Annotated in this window: 13 protein-coding genes and 4 tRNA genes; 10 read left to right on the forward strand and 7 right to left on the reverse strand. The window is 69.1% G+C overall.

Features of this window, described 5'->3' with window-relative positions:
* The 3 genes from BLU79_RS40960 to BLU79_RS40970 form a co-directional block, all read right to left on the reverse strand.
* Nucleotides 1-1,637 (reverse strand): DEAD/DEAH box helicase (locus tag BLU79_RS40960; RefSeq protein ID WP_093911178.1); only part of this gene is annotated, 1,637 nt, incomplete at its 3' end.
* Nucleotides 1,638-1,902: 265 nt separating this feature from the next.
* Nucleotides 1,903-2,439, reverse strand: a complete 537-nt coding sequence (locus tag BLU79_RS40965; protein ID WP_093911128.1) for a hypothetical protein — start codon at nt 2,437-2,439, stop codon at nt 1,903-1,905.
* A 110-nt stretch (nt 2,440-2,549) separates the two neighbouring features.
* Nucleotides 2,550-2,900 carry a metallopeptidase family protein gene (locus BLU79_RS40970; protein ID WP_093911179.1) on the reverse strand — a complete coding sequence of 117 codons (351 nt, stop codon included), beginning with the start codon at nt 2,898-2,900 and terminating at the stop codon, nt 2,550-2,552.
* A 94-nt stretch (nt 2,901-2,994) separates the two neighbouring features.
* On the opposite strand from BLU79_RS40970, the gene BLU79_RS40975 reads away from it, so the two are divergent.
* The 8 genes from BLU79_RS40975 to BLU79_RS41010 all read left to right on the forward strand — a co-directional run bounded on the left by BLU79_RS40975 (nt 2,995) and on the right by BLU79_RS41010 (nt 11,183).
* Nucleotides 2,995-4,566, forward strand: coding sequence for a metallophosphoesterase family protein (locus tag BLU79_RS40975; RefSeq protein ID WP_093911129.1), 1,572 nt, complete (start codon nt 2,995-2,997; stop codon nt 4,564-4,566).
* Nucleotides 4,567-4,646: 80 nt separating this feature from the next.
* Nucleotides 4,647-4,719, forward strand: a tRNA-Glu gene (locus BLU79_RS40980).
* Between the two features lie 38 nt (nt 4,720-4,757).
* Nucleotides 4,758-4,832 (forward strand) — tRNA-Asp (locus BLU79_RS40985).
* Between the two features lie 24 nt (nt 4,833-4,856).
* A tRNA-Phe gene (locus tag BLU79_RS40990) sits at nt 4,857-4,930 on the forward strand.
* Nucleotides 4,931-5,024: 94 nt separating this feature from the next.
* Nucleotides 5,025-6,629 (forward strand): hypothetical protein, encoded by a 1,605-nt coding sequence (locus BLU79_RS40995; protein ID WP_093911130.1) that lies wholly within the window; start codon nt 5,025-5,027, stop codon nt 6,627-6,629.
* Between the two features lie 80 nt (nt 6,630-6,709).
* Nucleotides 6,710-10,654 (forward strand): ATP-dependent RNA helicase HrpA, encoded by a 3,945-nt coding sequence (gene hrpA / locus BLU79_RS41000; protein WP_093911131.1) that lies wholly within the window; start codon nt 6,710-6,712, stop codon nt 10,652-10,654.
* A 94-nt stretch (nt 10,655-10,748) separates the two neighbouring features.
* Nucleotides 10,749-10,823 (forward strand) — tRNA-Asp (locus BLU79_RS41005).
* Between the two features lie 165 nt (nt 10,824-10,988).
* On the forward strand, nt 10,989-11,183 hold the full coding sequence (locus BLU79_RS41010) for a DUF6274 family protein (RefSeq protein ID WP_093911132.1): 195 nt from the start codon (nt 10,989-10,991) through the stop codon (nt 11,181-11,183).
* Between the two features lie 517 nt (nt 11,184-11,700).
* On the opposite strand, the gene bldC is transcribed toward BLU79_RS41010, so the two are convergent.
* Both bldC and BLU79_RS41020 read right to left on the reverse strand, forming a co-directional pair.
* The gene (gene bldC, locus BLU79_RS41015; RefSeq protein ID WP_003949541.1) at nt 11,701-11,907 is read right to left on the reverse strand and encodes a developmental transcriptional regulator BldC; all 207 of its coding nucleotides are present in this window, start codon (nt 11,905-11,907) and stop codon (nt 11,701-11,703) included.
* Nucleotides 11,908-12,460: 553 nt separating this feature from the next.
* Entirely contained in the window at nt 12,461-13,303 is an 843-nt protein-coding gene (locus tag BLU79_RS41020) for a DUF8083 family protein (RefSeq protein WP_093911133.1), read from the reverse strand.
* 222 nt (nt 13,304-13,525) lie between these two features.
* Between BLU79_RS41020 and BLU79_RS41025 the strand changes: the two genes are divergently transcribed.
* Nucleotides 13,526-14,614, forward strand: coding sequence for a Leu/Phe/Val dehydrogenase (locus BLU79_RS41025; protein ID WP_093911134.1), 1,089 nt, complete (start codon nt 13,526-13,528; stop codon nt 14,612-14,614).
* A gap of 319 nt (nt 14,615-14,933) precedes the next feature.
* Complete coding sequence (locus BLU79_RS41030; RefSeq protein ID WP_093911135.1) at nt 14,934-15,191, forward strand: DUF3073 domain-containing protein; 258 nt, start codon at nt 14,934-14,936, stop codon at nt 15,189-15,191.
* 95 nt (nt 15,192-15,286) lie between these two features.
* On the opposite strand, the gene purM is transcribed toward BLU79_RS41030, so the two are convergent.
* Both purM and purF read right to left on the reverse strand, forming a co-directional pair.
* Nucleotides 15,287-16,354: a phosphoribosylformylglycinamidine cyclo-ligase gene (gene purM / locus BLU79_RS41035; RefSeq protein ID WP_093911136.1), complete on the reverse strand. Its 1,068-nt coding sequence runs from the start codon at nt 16,352-16,354 to the stop codon at nt 15,287-15,289.
* A 45-nt stretch (nt 16,355-16,399) separates the two neighbouring features.
* Nucleotides 16,400-17,929, reverse strand: a complete 1,530-nt coding sequence (purF, locus tag BLU79_RS41040; RefSeq protein ID WP_093911137.1) for an amidophosphoribosyltransferase — start codon at nt 17,927-17,929, stop codon at nt 16,400-16,402.
* Nucleotides 17,930-17,961 lie beyond the last annotated feature (32 nt).

The raw sequence follows: 17,961 nt of genomic DNA on the forward strand, positions 1-17,961 counted from the left end.
CCGCGGTCGTTGTCCCGACGCTCGAAGGAACGCCCACCCCGGTCATCCCGACGGTCGTCCCGGCGGAAGCCGCCACGGTCGTTGTCCCGACGCTCACGACGCTCGTACGCCGGAGCCTCCGCCCGGTCGACATCCTGCACCGCCGGCTGCTCGGGCACGGCCACCTCGACGGCCTCGGCGGCCTCGGCCACCGCAGCCTGCGCCTCGGCCACCGCGGCCTCCGGGTCCTCGCCACGCTCACGCGCCGCGCGGGCCACAAGCCGGTCGGACTCCTCACGCAGCTCGACGGCACGCCGCTGCGCCCGCTCCAGCTGCTTGGTGAGCTGAGCCACGTCACGCTCGGCCTGCTGAGCGGCGTTGCCCGCCGACTCCGCCTGCACCTCGGTCATCGAACGGGCGCCGGTGATCTCGGCGACCTCCGGGTCGAAGGCGTTGCCGCCCTGGATGATGTGGCGCGAGGCGTCGACGCCCGCGTCCTCCATCAGCCGGAAGATCTGGCGCCGCTGGTGCGGCAGGGAGAGGGAGACGACCGTACCGGTCCGCCCCGCACGCGCCGTACGGCCCGCGCGGTGCAGGTAGTCCTTGTGGTCACCGGCCGGGTCCACGTTCAGGACGAGGTCGATGCCGTCGACGTGGATACCGCGCGCGGCGACATCGGTCGCGACGAGCACGTTGACGTACCCGTCCTTGAAGTCGGCCAGCGTCCGGGTCCGGGCGCCCTGGGTCATGCCGCCGTGCAGCGCGTCGGCCTTCGCACCGGCGTCGCGCAGCTGCTCGGCGACACGGTCGGCGCCCAGCTGGGTGCGGACGAAGATGATGGTGCGGCCCTTGCGGGAGGCGATCGCGGCGGTGACCGGCGCCTTGTCCTTGGGCTTCACGATCAGGATGTGGTGCGACATGGTCGTCACGGCACCCTGTGCGGCGTCGACCTCGTGCAGGACCGGGTCCTTCAGGTACCGGTCGACGAGGGTCTTGATCTCGTTCTCCATGGTCGCGGAGAACAGCATCCGCTGACCGCCCGCCGGAACCTGGTCCAGCAGCTCGGTGACCTCGGGCAGGAAGCCCAGGTCGGACATCTGGTCGGCCTCGTCGAGAACCGCGACCTCGACGTCCTCGAGCGAGCAGGCGCCGCGGTTGATGATGTCGCGGAGGCGGCCGGGAGTGGCCACCAGCACATCCACACCCCGCTCGAGGGCGTAGATCTGGTTGCCCATGGACGTACCGCCGCAGACGACCTTCATCTTCAGGCCGAGCTGGTCGCCGTAGGGCTGGAGGGCGTCCGCGACCTGCATCGCGAGCTCACGGGTCGGGGTGAGGATGATGGCGCGCGGCTTGTGCTTCTCGGTGCGGCCGCCGGAGAGGCGGGCCAGCGTCGGCAGGCCGAACGACAGCGTCTTGCCGGAGCCGGTGCGACCGCGGCCCAGGATGTCCTTGCCGGCCAGGGCGTCCGGGATGGTCGCGGCCTGGATCGGGAAGGGGGTGGTCACGCCGTTCTGCGCGAGCTTGCGCACGACGCCCTCGGGGAGACCGAGGTCCGCGAAGGTGACCTCGGGGGTCGTCTCCGCCGTCGTCTCTTCGACGGTGTCGTTCTCGCCGTTCTCGGGCACGACGACGTGATCAGTACTGGAAATGGACATGCGTATGCGAAACCTTCCGGAGTCTCGTCGGCACGCGCCCGTCAACTCCGTGATTCGCAATACGACCGCCTCAATGCGGTCAGCCACGGCAAGGGAGAGTACGCGCCACACGGCGCGCTCTGCAGTGGCGCCGGGCAAATGGGATCAAACGATCTACCACCATACGCACCCCCTGCCCCCCAAGGCAAACCGACGTCCACCGGTGTAGGCAACGTCACTCGCCACCACCCCCTCACGGCTCGGCGACTCGCCGCCCGACCTCACGTCACGCCGGCGCCCCCGCGGCCGGTGCAGGCTCCCGCTGGGCCAGCTGCGGCCCCGTCTCCTCGTGCGCCGACGAGGACGGCTCGGCCTGCGTGGGCGTCGGCTCGGCGGTCGTCGGCTGCTCGGTCGGCGTCGGCTCCGGATCCGGCGTCCGGGTGGGCGTCGGCTCAGCGGTGGGCGTGGGCCCCGGCTTCTCGCTCTGCCCCGGCTTCACCGGCTGGCCCCCCGCGGGAGCGGACGCGCTCACGCCCGCGGACGGCGAAGCCGAGGGAGCGGCCGACTTCGCCGCCCCCTTCTTCTTGTCGCCTTCGCCCTTCTTCTTCCCCCGCTCACCGGCATCCGAGCGCCCCCCGACGCCGACCCCGCCACCGGACACGGCCGACCCCCCGTCGGGCGCCTCACCGCCCCGCTGCCCGGCCGACCGCGACGGCTTCGCGCTCCCGCCTCCGCCGTCGTCACCCACGCTCATACAGCCGGCGGCTGCGGCGACGGCCATCACCGTGGCGACCAGACGGACGGGTACGTACAAGGGGCGCACGCGAGCCACCTCCAAGGGCGGGCGTAGAAGTCAACCTGCCCAACTCCCGCCGCCCACAAGAGGACACGCGCTCCGCGACAGAGCCTCACACCCGCGCGACCGGCGCCCGCTCACCCGTACCCGAGCGCATGCAGCCGCGCGTCGTCGATCCCGAAGTGATGCGCGATCTCGTGCACCACGGTCACCTCGGTCTCCTCGACGACCTCCTCCCGCGACTCGCACATCCGCAGCGTCGGCCCCCGGTAGATCGTGATCCGGTCCGGCAGCACCCCGGCGTACCACTCCCCGCGCTCGGTCAGCGGAGTCCCCTCGTACAACCCGAGCAGCTCGGGATCGTCGGCGGGCGGTTCGTCCTCGACGAACACCGCGACGTTGTCCATCAGCCGCGTCAACTCCGGCGGAATCCGGTCCAGCGCCTCGGCGACCAGTTCCTCGAACTCCTCGCGCGTCATCTCCAGCACACGCCCATTGTCGGGTACGACGCCCACCACGCCGCCGGGAAGGAGCCGCCAACGGCCCCGCATATCCATCCCCACGCTTGGGCATACGGGACCAATGGCCCGCGTCCCCGCCGCAGTCACGAAGGCCCTCGGACACCTACCGAGGGCACCGCGCGCCCTGGCCCGCCGCTACGCCATCCGCCGCCCGAGCCCCACCCCGGAACTGGTCACCCAGCCCCACCCCTGGACACGCGCCCTCGGCCTGGTCGCGGTCGTCCTCATCGGCACCTGGCTGGGCCTGCTGGTCGTCGGCAACGTACGGGTCCCGGTCGGCCCCATGAACACGACGATGACCCTGCGCCCCTCCCTCACCGGCGGCACGAAGATCAACGTCTCCCCGCTCGGCGCCCTCCAGCTGGACAGCCACATCGCCCCCGTCCGCCTGGACGTCAACGTCGACCAGCTCGACCCCGCCCGTTCCCAGGCCCTCGTCGACCACCCCGAACGCCTCTCCGGCCTCCAGGACGAGGTCGCCCAGGACGTCACCCACGGCACCGGTGACCTGGCCCTGCGCAGCTGCGTGGCCGTCGTCACCGGCGCCACCGCACTGGGCCTCGCCGTCTACCGCCGCCCCCGCCGGGCCCTCGCGGCCGGCGGCCTCGCCCTCACCCTCCTGGCCGCCTCCGGCGGCACGGCGTTCGCCACCTGGAACCCCGAATCGGTCCTGGAGCCGAAGTTCTCGGGCCTGCTCTCCTCCGCCCCGTCCCTGGTCGGCAACGCGCGCAGCATCGTCACCGAATTCGACGTCTACCAGAAGGAGTTGGCCCGCCTGGTCACCAACGTGACCAAGCTCTACGACGCCACGTCCACGCTCCCCGCGTACGCCCCGGACCCGAGCACCATCCGCGTCCTGCACGTCTCCGACATCCACCTCAACCCGGCGAGCTGGAAGATCATCGCCTCGCTCGTCGACCAGTACAAGGTCGATGTGATCGTCGACTCCGGCGACACCATGGACCACGGCACGGCCGCCGAGAACGGCTTCCTGGACCCCGTCGAGGACCTCGGCGCCCCCTACGTCTGGGTCCGCGGCAACCACGACTCCCGCCTCACCCAGCGCTATCTCGAAGGCCTGAAGAACGTCCACGTCCTGGACGCCGGCAAGGCGAAGACCGTCGCGGGCCTGCGCTTCGCGGGCATCGGCGACCCCCAGTTCACCCCCGACCGCTCCACGGTCCCCGGCGGCGACGCGGCCAACGAACTGGCGGGCGCCCGCCTGGCCACGTCCCTGCGCGACCAGAAAACCGCCGGCACCCCCGTGGACGTGGCCGTCGCCCACGAGCCGGTGGCCGCCCGCCAGACCGACGGCGAGGTCCCGCTCGCCCTCGCCGGCCACCTCCATCACCAGGAGATGGAGGTCCTGCCGTACGGCACCCGCCTGCGCATCGAGGGCTCCACGGGCGGCAGCGGACTGCGCGCGATCGAGGGCGAACACCCCGACCCCATCCAGACGTCGATCCTCTACTTCGACCGCGACACCCGCCGCCTCCAGGCCTGGGACGAGATCGAACTGGGCGGCCTGGGCCTGACGACGGCGGAGGTGAGCCGCCACCTGGTGGAGGAGAACCAGCCGGCCGACTCGACCCCGTCCCCCACCTCTCCCACCTCGCTCACCCCCACCCCGTAAACCGTTTTGGCGATACCTCCCGCCATCCCATATGCTTCTCACGTCCCCGACGCGCTGAGAAGCGCCCAGGCGGGCCGATAGCCCTCATCGTCTAGCGGCCTAGGACGCCGCCCTTTCAAGGCGGTAGCACGGGTTCGAATCCCGTTGGGGGCACGCAACACCGTGTGCGACACTGTCGTACGCAACAGCTTGGTCCTGTGGAGCAGTTTGGAGTGCTCGCCACCCTGTCAAGGTGGAGGCCGCGGGTTCAAATCCCGTCAGGACCGCTGAGGCTTTCTCGAAGGCCTCGTGGCTGGGTAGCTCAGTTGGTACGAGCGTCCGCCTGAAAAGCGGAAGGTCGCCGGTTCGACCCCGGCCCCAGCCACTCAGTACGAAAACCCCCACCGGATCCCGGTGGGGGTTTTCGTCGCTCACAGGGAGCCTGAGGGGGGTTCTTGAGACGCATCGCCCAAGGACTGGTGACAGCTGTCGCCGTCCTGTTCTCCACACTCGCCATACCCGGCTCGGCCCACGCCGCGGGGCCGACCGTCCAGTCGGCGTCCAGTGACCAGGCCGACTGGTCGGTCATCCGGGTCCGGCTCAACTACAGCGGTGAGATCGCCAAGGTCAGCGCGGCGCTTCGGCCCGTCGGCAGCGGGGAGTCGGAGGCGCCGGTCGCCACGGTCACCGACTTCACGCAGAAGTACTGGGTCAGCTCGTGGGAGGGGATCTGGGCCTCGCAGCCCGTCCACCTGGACACCCTCGGCGACTACACGATCGACGTCGAGGCCACGAACACCGCGGGCGAGACCACCGTCCAGAAGAACGCGGGCACGCTGCACTACGCGAAGCAGCCCGTCATCAGCGGTTTCGCCGTCACGCCGAGCGAGCCGGACATCGAGCACAAGACGGTCACCGCCACCGGCGACATGGTCCTCCGTGACCCCAGCACCCGCGAGACGGTGCCGCTGCCCGGTGCCACCGTGGACCTCACGTTCGACCAGAACGAGGACAAGACGGCCGTCACGGACGACGCCGGCCACTTCTCGGCCACCCACGAGGCGGTGGAGGGCGGCTGGACCTTCGCCCAGTACAACGGCGACCTCGGCTTCGCCACCAGCCCCTGGATCGACGTCAGGCCGAAGGCCGCGCCGACCCGGTTCGTCCTGGACAAGAGCAGCTATCACGTCACCGCCGGCGACAAGATCAATGTCACCGGCACGCTCCAGTACCAGTACGGCACCGAGTGGAAGCCGCTGGCCGGCATCCCGCTGGAGATGGACTACAAGGACTGCACCACCTGCAGCCCCGTCGAGTCGACCACCGACGCGAACGGCCGTTTCTCCTTCGCGAGGTACCCGTACGGCAGCAAGTCCGTGTACGAGGTGGGCTTCCCGCCGTACCCGTACAACGCCTTCATCCAGCGCACCGCGACCGCCGACGTCACCGTCGCGGTCACGGCCACGACGAAGTTCACCGAGTTCACGGCGCGCCAGGACAAGTACGCGCAGCTCGAGATCACCGGCAGCCTCGACGCTATCGGGCGCGACAGCAGTGACCAGGTCAGCGTGGACATCCAGTACTCGGCCAACGGCACCAGCGGCTGGACCACGAAGAAGACCGTGAAGACCAGCTTCGGCTCGCAGTTCATCGTGGAGCGGCTGCCGGGCTACACGGACGGCTACTGGCGACTGCGCTACGCCGGCTCCACCACCAAGGACATCCTGGGCACCGTCAGCAAGAGCCTGCGCAAGAACCGTGCCCTCACCCGGATCAAGGACGCCAACGCGTCTCCCGAGCCGGTGTCCAAGGGCCGGACGATCACCGTGAAGGGCGTGCTCCAGGAGCGCAAGGTCGGCACGACGACCTGGAAGGCGTACGGCGGGAAGAAGGTGCAGATCCTCTTCCGGCCCAAGGGCAAGAACACCTGGTATCTGATGGCCACCGTCACCACGAAGACGAACGGATCCTTCAGCAAGGGCTTCAAGGCCCAGCAGGACGGCACCTGGGTGCCCGTCCATCTGTATCCCGACAGCAAGCACTTCGTGGGCGACGGCCGGGAGGACTACGTCGACGTGCGGTGACGCGGGTCGAGTGACGTGAGCGGGGGCGGGCCCAAAAGGGTTCGCCCCTTCTTTCCCCGGGATGAGATCCTGGACCGCGTATGTCTACGCACCCTGCCCCCGCCCTCGGCCCACTGGCCCCCCGTCTGACCGAGCTCTCCCTGCGCGATGCGCATCGACTCGGTCGGCGGCTCGAAGGTGCGCGCAAGATCCGCAAGCCGGAGGCGCGCGCCGCCGTGCTCGCCGAGATCGAGGCGGACATCGCCAAGGGCGAGGAGCGGATCGCCACCCGCCGCACCCTCGTACCCGCGGTCAGCTACCCCGAGCAGCTGCCCGTCAGTCAGAAGAAGGACGCGATCGCGGCCGCCATCCGCGACCACCAGGTCGTGATCGTCGCCGGTGAGACCGGGTCCGGCAAGACCACGCAGATCCCGAAGATCTGCCTGGAACTCGGCCGCGGGGTACGCGGCATGATCGGCCACACCCAGCCCCGCCGTATCGCCGCGCGCACGGTCGCCGAGCGGGTGGCGGAGGAGCTCGACACGCCGCTGGGCGAGTCCGTCGGCTGGAAGGTCCGCTTCACCGACCAGGTGAACCCGGACGCCACCTTCGTCAAGCTGATGACCGACGGCATCCTGCTCGCCGAGATCCAGACCGACCGCGAGCTGCGCGCCTACGACACGATCATCATCGACGAGGCGCACGAGCGGTCCCTCAACATCGACTTCCTGCTCGGGTATCTGGCCCAGCTGCTGCCCAAGCGGCCGGACCTCAAGGTCGTGATCACCTCCGCGACCATCGACCCCGAGCGCTTCTCCCGCCACTTCGGCGACGCCCCGATCGTCGAGGTCAGCGGGCGGACGTATCCCGTGGAGGTCCGCTACCGCCCGCTCCTCGAAGAGGACTCCGACGACGCCGACCGCGACCAGATCACCGCGATCTGCGATGCCGTCGAGGAGCTCCAGAGCGAAGGCAAGGGCGACATCCTCGTCTTCCTCTCGGGTGAGCGGGAGATCCGGGACACCGCCGACGCGCTGGTGAAGAAGAACTACCGGTTCACGGAAGTCCTCCCCCTCTACGCCCGTCTCTCGCACGCCGAGCAGCATCGTGTCTTCCAGCCCCACACCGGGCGCAGGATCGTTCTGGCGACCAACGTCGCCGAGACCTCCCTCACCGTCCCCGGCATCAAGTACGTCATCGACCCCGGCTTCGCCCGGATCAGCCGGTACAGCCACCGCACGAAGGTGCAGCGGCTCCCCATCGAGGCGATCTCGCAGGCCAGCGCCAACCAGCGCAAGGGCCGCTGCGGCCGTACGTCGGACGGCGTCTGCATCCGCCTGTACTCCGAGGACGACTTCCTCGCCCGCCCGGAGTTCACGGACGCGGAGATCCTGCGGACGAACCTCGCCTCCGTCATCCTGCAGATGACCGCGGCCGGCCTCGGCGACATCGAGAAGTTCCCGTTCATCGACCCGCCGGACCACCGCAACATCCGCGACGGCGTCCAGCTCCTCCAGGAGCTCGGCGCGCTGGACCCGGCGCAGAAGGACGTACGCAAGCGGCTCACGGACACCGGCCGCAAGCTCGCTCAGCTCCCCGTCGACCCGCGGCTGGCCCGCATGGTCCTGGAGGCCGACCGCAACGGCTGTGTCCGCGAGGTCATGGTCATAGCGGCCGCGCTCTCCATCCAGGACCCGCGCGAGCGCCCCGCCGACAAGCAGGCCCAGGCCGACCAGCAGCACGCCCGCTTCAAGGACGAGACCAGCGACTTCCTCGCCTACCTCAACCTCTGGCGCTACGTCCGCGAGCAGCAGAAGGAACGCGGCTCGTCGTCCTTCCGCCGGATGTGCAAGCAGGAGTACCTGAACTTCCTGCGCATCCGCGAATGGCAGGACATCTACACCCAGCTGCGCACCGTCGCCAAGCAGATGGGCATCCATCTGAATGAGGACGACGCTCCCGCCGACCGCGTGCATGTCTCCCTCCTCGCCGGCCTCCTCTCCCACATCGGGATGAAGGACGTGAAGGAAGGCGCGAAGAACGACTACCTGGGTGCCCGCAGCGCCAAGTTCGCGATCTTCCCCGGCTCGGCCCTCTTCAAGAAGCCCCCGCGCTTCGTGATGTCGGCGGAACTCGTGGAGACCTCCCGTCTCTGGGCCCGCGTCAACGCCAAGATCGAGCCCGAGTGGGTCGAACCGCTCGCCGAGCACCTCCTCAAGCGCACCTACTCCGAACCGCACTGGGAGAAGGACCAGGCGGCGGTGATGGCGTACGAGAAGGTCACGCTGTACGGCGTCCCGATCATCGCCCAGCGCAAGGTGAACTACGGCCGTATCGACCCGGAGGCCAGCCGCGAGCTGTTCATCCGCAACGCCCTGGTCGAGGGCGACTGGCGCACGCACCACAAGTTCTTCGCCGACAACCGCCGGCTCCTCAGCGAGGTCGAGGAGCTGGAGCACCGGGCCCGGCGCCGGGACATCGTCGTCGACGACGAGACGCTGTTCGACTTCTACGACCAGAAGGTCCCCGACCACGTCGTGTCGGGCGCCCACTTCGACTCCTGGTGGAAGCGCAAGCGGCACGAGCAGCCGGAGTTCCTGGACTTCGAGCGCGAGATGCTCATCCGGGAGTCGGCGGAGGCGGTCACCAAGGCCGACTATCCCGACTCGTGGCGGCAGGGGCAGCTGAAGTTCCGGGTCACCTACCAGTTCGAGCCGGGCGCGGACGCCGACGGTGTGACGGTCCACATCCCGCTCCAGGTGCTCAACCAGGTCACGGACGAGGGCTTCGACTGGCAGATCCCGGGTCTGCGCGAGGAGTTGGTGACGGAACTCATCCGTTCCCTCCCCAAGCCGATCCGGCGCAACTACGTGCCGGCGCCGAACTTCGCGAAGCGGTTCCTGGACGCGGCGGTGCCCTTGCAGGAGCCGCTGACGGTGACCATGGCGCGCGAGCTGAAGCGCATGGTGGGAGTGCCCTTCACCGCCGACGACTTCGACTGGCCGAGGGTCCCCGACCACCTCCGCATCACCTTCCGGATCATCGACGAGCGCCGTCGCAAGCTGGCCGAGGACAAGGATCTGGAGACGCTGAAGCTACGCCTGAAGCCAAAGGCGAGACAGGCGCTCTCCCAGGCCGCGGCGGCCACCGCCTCGCGCGAGGGCGGCGAGTCCCTGGAGCGCACGGGCCTGACCGACTGGACCATCGGCGCCCTCACCCGCGTCTTCGAGACCCGCCGGGCCGGCCAGCCGGTCAAGGCGTACCCGGCGCTGGTGGACAACGGCGACACGGTGTCGGTCCGCCTCTTCGACACGGAGGCGGAGCAGCAGCAGGCGATGTGGAAGGGCACCCGGCGCCTGATCCTGCGGAACATCCCGGTGAACCCGGCGAAGTTCGCGTCCGAGAAGCTGACCAACGCCCAGAAGCTGGCCCTGTCCGCGAACCCCCACGGCTCCATCCAGGCCCTCTTCGACGACTGCGCGATGGCGGCGGCGGACAAGCTGATCGGCGACTTCGGCGGGCCCGCGTGGGACGAGGAGTCGTACCGCAAGCTGTTCGACAAGGTGCGCGCCGAGATCGTCGACACGACGGTCCGTACGGTCGATCACGTGCAGCAGGTCCTCGCCGCCTGGCAGGCCGCTGAGCGCCGTCTGAAGGCCACACGCAGCGCCGCCCTGCTGGCGAACCTCACGGACGTACGGGGGCAACTGGACGCCCTTGTGAGGCCCGGTTTCGTGACGGAGGCGGGGCTGCGGCGCCTGCCCGATCTCATGCGCTACCTGATCGCTGTGGACCGTCGCCTCCAGGCGATGCCGACGAACGTCCAGCGCGACACGACGCGTATGGAGAAGGTCCACGAGATGCGGGACGAGTACGCCTGGCTCCTGGAGCAGATGCCGCAGGGGCGCCCGGTGCCGCAGCAGGTCCTGGACGTGCGCTGGATGCTGGAGGAGCTCCGGGTCAGCTATTTCGCCCACGCGCTGGGCACGGCGTACCCGATCTCCGACAAGCGGATCGTGAAGGCGATCGACGCGCTGGTACCGTAATCAGACGCGCACGCTGGGTGAGTTCGACCGTGGGGCTCACCCTCCTGTACAGTCTCTTCTCGCAGCGCAACGCACGAATGGCGCAGCGAAACCTGGTCCTGTGGAGCAGTTTGGAGTGCTCGCCACCCTGTCAAGGTGGAGGCCGCGGGTTCAAATCCCGTCAGGACCGCAGTGAAGTTGAGGCCCGCATCCCGCAAGGGGTGTGGGCCTCACTCATGTGCCCGCGGGGCAGCTTGCGCCGCCTCCGCATAGTGCCTGCCACCTTGACGGCGTCACATTCGCTCGGTACCCAGAAATCAGAGCTCTTCCCGGCGTGGCTTCCCGGAGGTGGCGTATGGCGGCATCGACCAGGCACGAGACGCGGGCGTTGCTCCGCGCACACCTGTCGGCCGCCATCCCCTATCGCCATCTGACCCGCCACTGCCCGATCTGCCACCACCTACTGCGGCTGGCGATGGACTCCGCCCCCTACGCCGCACAGACGGCTCCGGACGAGGTCAGCGAGGACGAAACCGCTTCCACCGCGTGACCCTCACGGGAGGTCAACTCCCGCACAGGCAGGGGCTGCTGGAAGCCGCGCCGCCCAATAGCGCACATGGGCCAGCGGCAACAAGCACCAGGGTGTGTGACGGGAGTCACCGCATGAGTTTGTGGAAGTTCGGGACTTACACCCCGCCTACAACTGGTCAATTTAATATGTGCAATTGCACCAACCGTCAGGGATCGACCCGCACACGCTCAGCAACCACCCAGGGCCCGCCCAGGACCCTCCCAGGGCCACTCCACAGGAGATCCGACAGCCCTCCCCAGCCTCCGACAAGGCTGCCCACAGAACACCGGCCGGCACACATCCCGCGCACAAAAAAGATCGCGCTGGACTCGGCGGAGTCCAGCGCGATCTACGACGCACCCTTGTTGCGTGCCTGAAGAGCTCTGATCGGCTCGGGCGTGGGCTCTGTTGGGGCAGAACCCGCGTCGCTTGGAGCTAGAGTTCGGGCGCCGCGGCGAGTTGGGGGAACTGCCGTTTTGCCCGGTTATGGAGTTGTTCAGGCCTCGCTGCGCTGCTGCGGGATGCCCGCGAGCAGTGCGCGGACCTCAGCCTCGCGGTAGCGGCGGTGTCCGCCGAGCGTACGGATGGAAGTAAGCTTCCCGGCCTTCGCCCACCGCGTGACCGTCTTGGGGTCGACGCGGAACATGGTGGCGACCTCAGCCGGGGTCAGCAGCGGCTCGGCATCAGGGGTGCGAGCGGTCATGAGCGGCCTCCTCGGGAGAACCGAACCTTCTCGGTTCTTTCCTCTAAATTCTGCACCTTGACCCGCGTTGCCCGAAATGGCGGACGCGAGTCGAGTCGGTTATAGGACGAACGGCTTGTCCTCGGCACTACAACTACACCATCTGTCCAGCCGCGTCGGCCAAACCGATGGAATTGCCCTCCCAGGTGTTCATCAGCGACGGAAGCCGATGGACCATGCCATAGCGGACAGTCACGCCACTGTGACGATCAGTCACAGTGGCATGCAGGAGTCTCAAGACCCCCCATAGCGTGCAATGTCGAGATGGAGTCCTCCCCGGACTCCTTGTCCTATTTTGGCACGAGGAGGGGTTAGGGGCGCAAGAGCCGTGTACGTGCGGTCCGTCACGCTTACGCGCGTTGACGCAGCCTTGACGCATACGCCCGGATCGGCCCCTACGTCCCATGTTGACGAGACATCAAGAACCTCAGAGCGAGCACGAAACCCCAAAACGGGCGCGCCGTCAAACGCCAGTTCGCTACATCACACAGTGCGTTGGGTCACACCCGTCGGCTCAGTTCGCCGACCGCCGGTCCCGCACCGCCCGCCACCGCTCCACGAGCCGCGCGTAGGCCTCCCCGGCGGCCGCCCCGTCGCCCTGCCGCAGCGCCTCGATACCGGCGGCCACATCGGCCGCCGAGTGGTCGTCCTCCAGGTCCCCGGCCGGCAGGGTGTGCACCAGGCCGCCGTAGTCCAGCTCGACCAGCGAGCGCGGATGGAACTCCTCCAGCCAGCGCCCGACGTCCACCAGGCCGTCGATGAGCGGCCCTTCGTCGATGGCGTCCTTCAGCGTCCGCAGGGCCCGCGCCACCCGCCGCCGGGCCTGCACCATCGGCGTCCGGTAGCGCAGCGTCGGCGGGATCTCGCCCGAGCCCTTCTCGAAGCGCCGCTCCTCGTCCGACACCAGCACGAACCAGTGCAGCGGCACCTGCCAGGTCGAGGTGCGGATCCACGGCCGGGCGTCCGGGTTGCGGGCCAGCCAGCGCTCGTAGTCCTGGGCCGCCTGGCGCCGTACGACCTCCGGCAGCACCGCCTCCAGCACCGGCTTCGGCAACTCCTCGGGGAGCTCGCCGAGCGCCTGCCAGCCGCGCAGCCGGGTGCGCCACGGGCACACGCACAGCACCCCGTCGACCTCCAGCACGAAGGCGTCGCCGCTCTCGTGCACCGGCACCGGGATGGGCGGCGTGGGCAGCAAGTCGGCCAGGGAGCGGCGCAGTTCGTCCTGGTACGACGGGTGGTCGGGGCGGCGGGCGTAGCGGGCCCAGTGGCCGCGCTCCGGTTCCGGGAAGGCGGCCAGCGGCTCGTACACACGCAGATAGGTCGCGTACGGGACGATCACCGAGGACACCTTGGGCACGCCTGCTCCCTCCCCCGCCCTCTGCCAGGAAAACCTGCGAAACCCGCCGACAAACATGCGGGAAAACTATGCAAATCGTCGCACGGCCTTACTCCGCGAGTAGGTGATCCTGAGCACTGCGGGTTGGACGGGCGCCAACGGGTCTAATCTCATGCTCACAGCCCCCGCCACCTGTACGGGAGCTCGCTCCAAACCGCCGCAAAGTACTCAGGAGTCACCACAGTGACCGACGTAACACACGGCGTCCTGCACACCCTGTTCCACTCGGACCAGGGGGGTCATGAGCAAGTCGTGCTCTGTCAGGACCGCGCCAGCGGCCTCAAGGCCGTCATCGCCATCCACTCCACCGCTCTGGGCCCCGCCCTCGGCGGTACGCGCTTCTACCCGTATGCGAACGAGGAAGAGGCCGTCGCCGACGCGCTGAACCTCGCGCGCGGGATGTCGTACAAGAACGCCATGGCCGGTCTCGACCACGGCGGCGGCAAAGCCGTGATCATCGGCGACCCGGACCGGATCAAGAGCGAGGAGCTGCTGCTCGCCTATGGCCGGTTCGTGGCCTCGCTCGGTGGCCGGTACGTCACCGCCTGCGACGTCGGTACGTACGTCGCCGACATGGACGTCGTCGCCCGCGAGTGCCGCTGGACGACCGGACGCTCCCCGGAGAACGGCGGCGCGGGCGACTCCTCCGTGCTCACCGCCTTCGGCGTCTACCAGGGCATGCGGGCCTCCGCCCAGCACCTGTGGGGCGACCCGTCGCTGCGCGGCCGCAAGGTCGGCATCGCGGGCGTCGGCAAGGTCGGCCACCACCTGGTGGAGCACCTGCGCGCGGAGGGCGCCGAGGTCGTCATCACGGACGTGCGCGAGGAGGCCGTGGGCCGGATCCTCGCGGCGCACCCGGACGGCGTGACGGCCGTCGCCGACACCGCGACCCTGATCCGCGTCGAGAACCTCGACATCTACGCCCCCTGCGCGCTCGGCGGGGCCCTGAACGACGACACCGTGCCGGCGCTGACCGCCACGGTGGTGTGCGGCGCGGCCAACAACCAGCTCGCCCACCCGGGCGTCGAGAAGGACCTCGCCGACCGCGGGATCCTCTACGCGCCCGACTACGTGGTGAACGCCGGCGGTGTCATCCAGGTCGCCGACGAGCTGCACGGCTTCGACTTCGACCGGTGCAAGGCCAAGGCCGCGAAGATCTACGACACCACGCTCGCCATATTCGCACGTGCGAAGACGGATGGGATTCCGCCGGCCGCCGCGGCCGACCGGATCGCCGAGCAGCGGATGGCGGAGGCGCGCACGGCGCTCTGATCCGAGGAGTCGATCCCGGCGATACCCCCTCTCACACGGGTTTGGCCGGTACCCGCCGGTGGGCAGTTGGAGAGAACTCTCACTTCTACCGGCGGGTCGACCGCCAAGAAGTGGTTAAAATCGCGGTTGACCAGCGAGGACAGGGCGCCTCGAAGGTCTTGGGCACACGCGCGTGCTGCGGGCGACGTACCGTATGGGCGCGGGCTCAGGTACCGTGGAAGCCCTACGGACCGGCCTCTCCACGGAGAGTCCGTTCCAGATCATGAACGCGTGTCGAGACTCTGGGGCCGTCGAGCCCCGTCACCGAGGGGGTCGAGCCATGGGGCGCGGCCGGGCCAAGGCCAAGCAGACGAAGGTCGCCCGCCAGCTGAAGTACAACAGCGGCGGGACTGACCTGTCGCGTCTGGCCAACGAGCTGGGCGCTTCGACTTCGAACCAACCGCCGAACGGCGAGCCGTTCGAGGACGACGAAGACGACGACGACCCGTACGCGCAGTACGCGGATCTGTACAACGACGACGACGAGGACGAAGAGGACGACGAGTCCGGTCCCGCGTCGCAGCGTCGCGGCGCTTGACGTAGCGCGCTTCGCAGTTCCCGTCACAACTGCACTTCACCCGGTCCGGGCCTCAGCACTGGACCGGGTTTCGTGCTCTCACTCGGGCGGCGGACCTAGTTCGAGTAGGTGCCCACCAGCGCGGCGCCCGTCTCGTGGTCACCCCTGTCCGTGATCTCGCCGGCGACCCAGGACTCGACCCCGCGGTCGGCCAACGTGGCCAGCGCCGCCTCCGTGGACTCCTGCGGCACGATGGCGATCATGCCGACGCCCATGTTCAGGGTCTTCTCCAGCTCCAGGCCCTCGACCTGACCGGTCCTGCCGACGAGGTCGAAGATCGGGGCCGGGGTCCAGGTGGAGCGGTCGACGACCGCGTGCAGGCCGTCCGGGATCACCCGGGCCAGGTTGGCGGCCAGACCGCCACCGGTGATGTGGCTGAAGGCGTGCACGTCGGTGGTGCGGGTGAGGGCCAGGCAGTCCAGCGAGTAGATCTTGGTCGGCTCCAGCAGCTCCTCGCCGAGGGTGCGGCCGAGCTCGTCGATCTGCGCGTCCAGGGCCAGGCCGGCCTGGTTCAGCAGAACGTGCCGGACCAGCGAGTACCCGTTCGAGTGAAGCCCGGACGCGGCCATGGCGATCACCGCGTCACCCGTACGGATGCGATCGGGGCCCAGCAGCCGGTCGGCCTCCACGACGCCCGTGCCGGCGCCGGCGACGTCGAAGTCGTCCTCGCCCAGCAGACCCGGGTGCTCGGCCGTCTCGCCGCCCACCAGGGCGCAGCCGGCGAGCACACAGCCCTCGGCGATGCCCTTGACGATGGCGGCGACCCGCTCGGGGTGGACCTTGCCGACGCAGATGTAGTCGGTCATGAACAGCGGCTCGGCGCCGCACACCACGATGTCGTCCATGACCATCGCGACCAGGTCGTGCCCGATCGTGTCGTAGACGCCCATCTGGCGCGCGACATCGACCTTGGTGCCGACGCCGTCCGTGGCGGAGGCGAGCAGCGGACGCTCGTAGCGCTTGAGGGCGGAGGCGTCGAAGAGGCCGGCGAAACCGCCGAGGCCGCCGAGGACCTCGGGGCGCTGGGTCTTCTTCACCCACTCCTTCATCAGCTCGACCGCGCGGTCGCCCGCTTCGATGTCGACGCCCGCGGCTGCGTAGCTGGCACCAGTTGTCTCAGACATGGCAGTAGAGAACCTTCGTGTCGTACGGCAGGTGTTACGGGATGCCTACGGGCGGCGGATCGCGTCGGCGGCGGCCGTGGCGGCCGGGCCGGCGGCCAGCTCCGTCTCCAGGAGCTGCTTGCCGAGCAGCTCGGGGTCCGGGAGGTCCATCGGGTACTCGCCGTCGAAGCAGGCGCGGCACAGGTTCGGCTTGGCGATGGTGGTCGCCTCGATCATGCCGTCGATGGAGATGTACGACAGGGAGTCGGCGCCCAGCGAGGTGCCGATCTCGTCGATGGACATGCCGTTGGCGATGAGCTCGGCGCGGGTCGCGAAGTCGATGCCGAAGAAGCAGGGCCACTTCACGGGCGGCGAGGAGATCCGGATGTGGACCTCGGCGGCGCCCGCCTCGCGGAGCATGCGGACCAGGGCGCGCTGGGTGTTGCCGCGCACGATCGAGTCGTCGACGACGACCAGACGCTTGCCCTTGATGACTTCCTTCAGCGGGTTCAGCTTCAGCCGGATGCCGAGCTGGCGGATGGTCTGTGAGGGCTGGATGAACGTACGGCCGACGTACGCGTTCTTCACCAGACCCGCACCGAACGGGATGCCGCTCGCCTCCGCGTAGCCGATGGCGGCCGGGGTGCCGGATTCCGGGGTCGCTATGACCAGGTCGGCCTCGACAGGGGCTTCCTTGGCCAGCCGGCGGCCCATCTCCACTCGGGAGAGGTAGACGTTCCGACCGGCGATGTCGGTGTCCGGGCGGGCCAGGTACACGTACTCGAAGACACAGCCCTTGGGCTTCGCTTCCGCGAATCGCGAGGTGCGCAGGCCGTTCTCGTCGATGGCGACGAACTCGCCCGGCTCGATCTCGCGGACGAAGCTGGCGCCGCAGATGTCGAGGGCGGCGGACTCGGACGCGGCGACCCAGCCGCGCTCCAGGCGGCCGAGGACCAGCGGGCGGATGCCCTGCGGGTCACGGGCGGCGTACAGGGTGTTCTCGTCCATGAAGACGAGGCTGAAGGCGCCCTTGACCTGCGGAAGGACCGTGTGAGCGGCCTCCTCGATGGTCAGCGGCTTGCCGTCCTCGTCGACCTGGGCCGCGAGCAGCGCGGTGAGCAGGTCGGTGTCGTTGGTGGCCGCCACCCGCGGAGCGCGGCCGCCCTCCTGCTTGGGCAGGTCGGCGACCATCTCCGCGAGCTGGGCCGTGTTGACCAGGTTGCCGTTGTGGCCGAGCGCGATGGAGCCGTGCGCGGTGGCGCGGAACGTCGGCTGGGCGTTCTCCCACACGGAGGCGCCGGTGGTCGAGTAGCGGGCGTGACCGACCGCGATGTGACCCTGGAGCGAACCGAGCGAGGTCTCGTCGAAGACCTGGGAAACGAGGCCCATGTCCTTGAAGACGAGGATCTGGGAGCCGTTGCTGACCGCGATTCCCGCGGATTCCTGGCCCCGATGCTGGAGGGCGTAGAGCCCGAAGTACGTGAGCTTTGCGACCTCTTCGCCCGGAGCCCAGACACCGAAGACGCCACACGCGTCCTGGGGGCCTTTCTCGCCGGGGAGCAGATCGTGATTGAGTCGACCGTCACCACGTGGCACGGCACCGAGTGTAGGCGAGATCGACCACTGGT

It is taken from the genome of Streptomyces sp. cf386 (assembly GCF_900103585.1).
GTDB lineage: Bacteria > Actinomycetota > Actinomycetes > Streptomycetales > Streptomycetaceae > Streptomyces.

Bases quoted from the DNA above. Each gene is read 5' to 3' on its own strand.
- BLU79_RS40975 (WP_093911129.1), top strand. From the start codon at position 2,995: ATGGCCCGCGTCCCCGCCGCAGTCACGAAGGCCCTCGGACACCTACCG.
- hrpA (WP_093911131.1), top strand. From the start codon at position 6,710: ATGTCTACGCACCCTGCCCCCGCCCTCGGCCCACTGGCCCCCCGTCTG.
- BLU79_RS41010 (WP_093911132.1), top strand. From the start codon at position 10,989: ATGGCGGCATCGACCAGGCACGAGACGCGGGCGTTGCTCCGCGCACAC.
- bldC (WP_003949541.1), bottom strand. From the start codon at position 11,907: ATGACCGCTCGCACCCCTGATGCCGAGCCGCTGCTGACCCCGGCTGAG.
- BLU79_RS41030 (WP_093911135.1), top strand. From the start codon at position 14,934: ATGGGGCGCGGCCGGGCCAAGGCCAAGCAGACGAAGGTCGCCCGCCAG.
- purM (WP_093911136.1), bottom strand. From the start codon at position 16,354: ATGTCTGAGACAACTGGTGCCAGCTACGCAGCCGCGGGCGTCGACATC.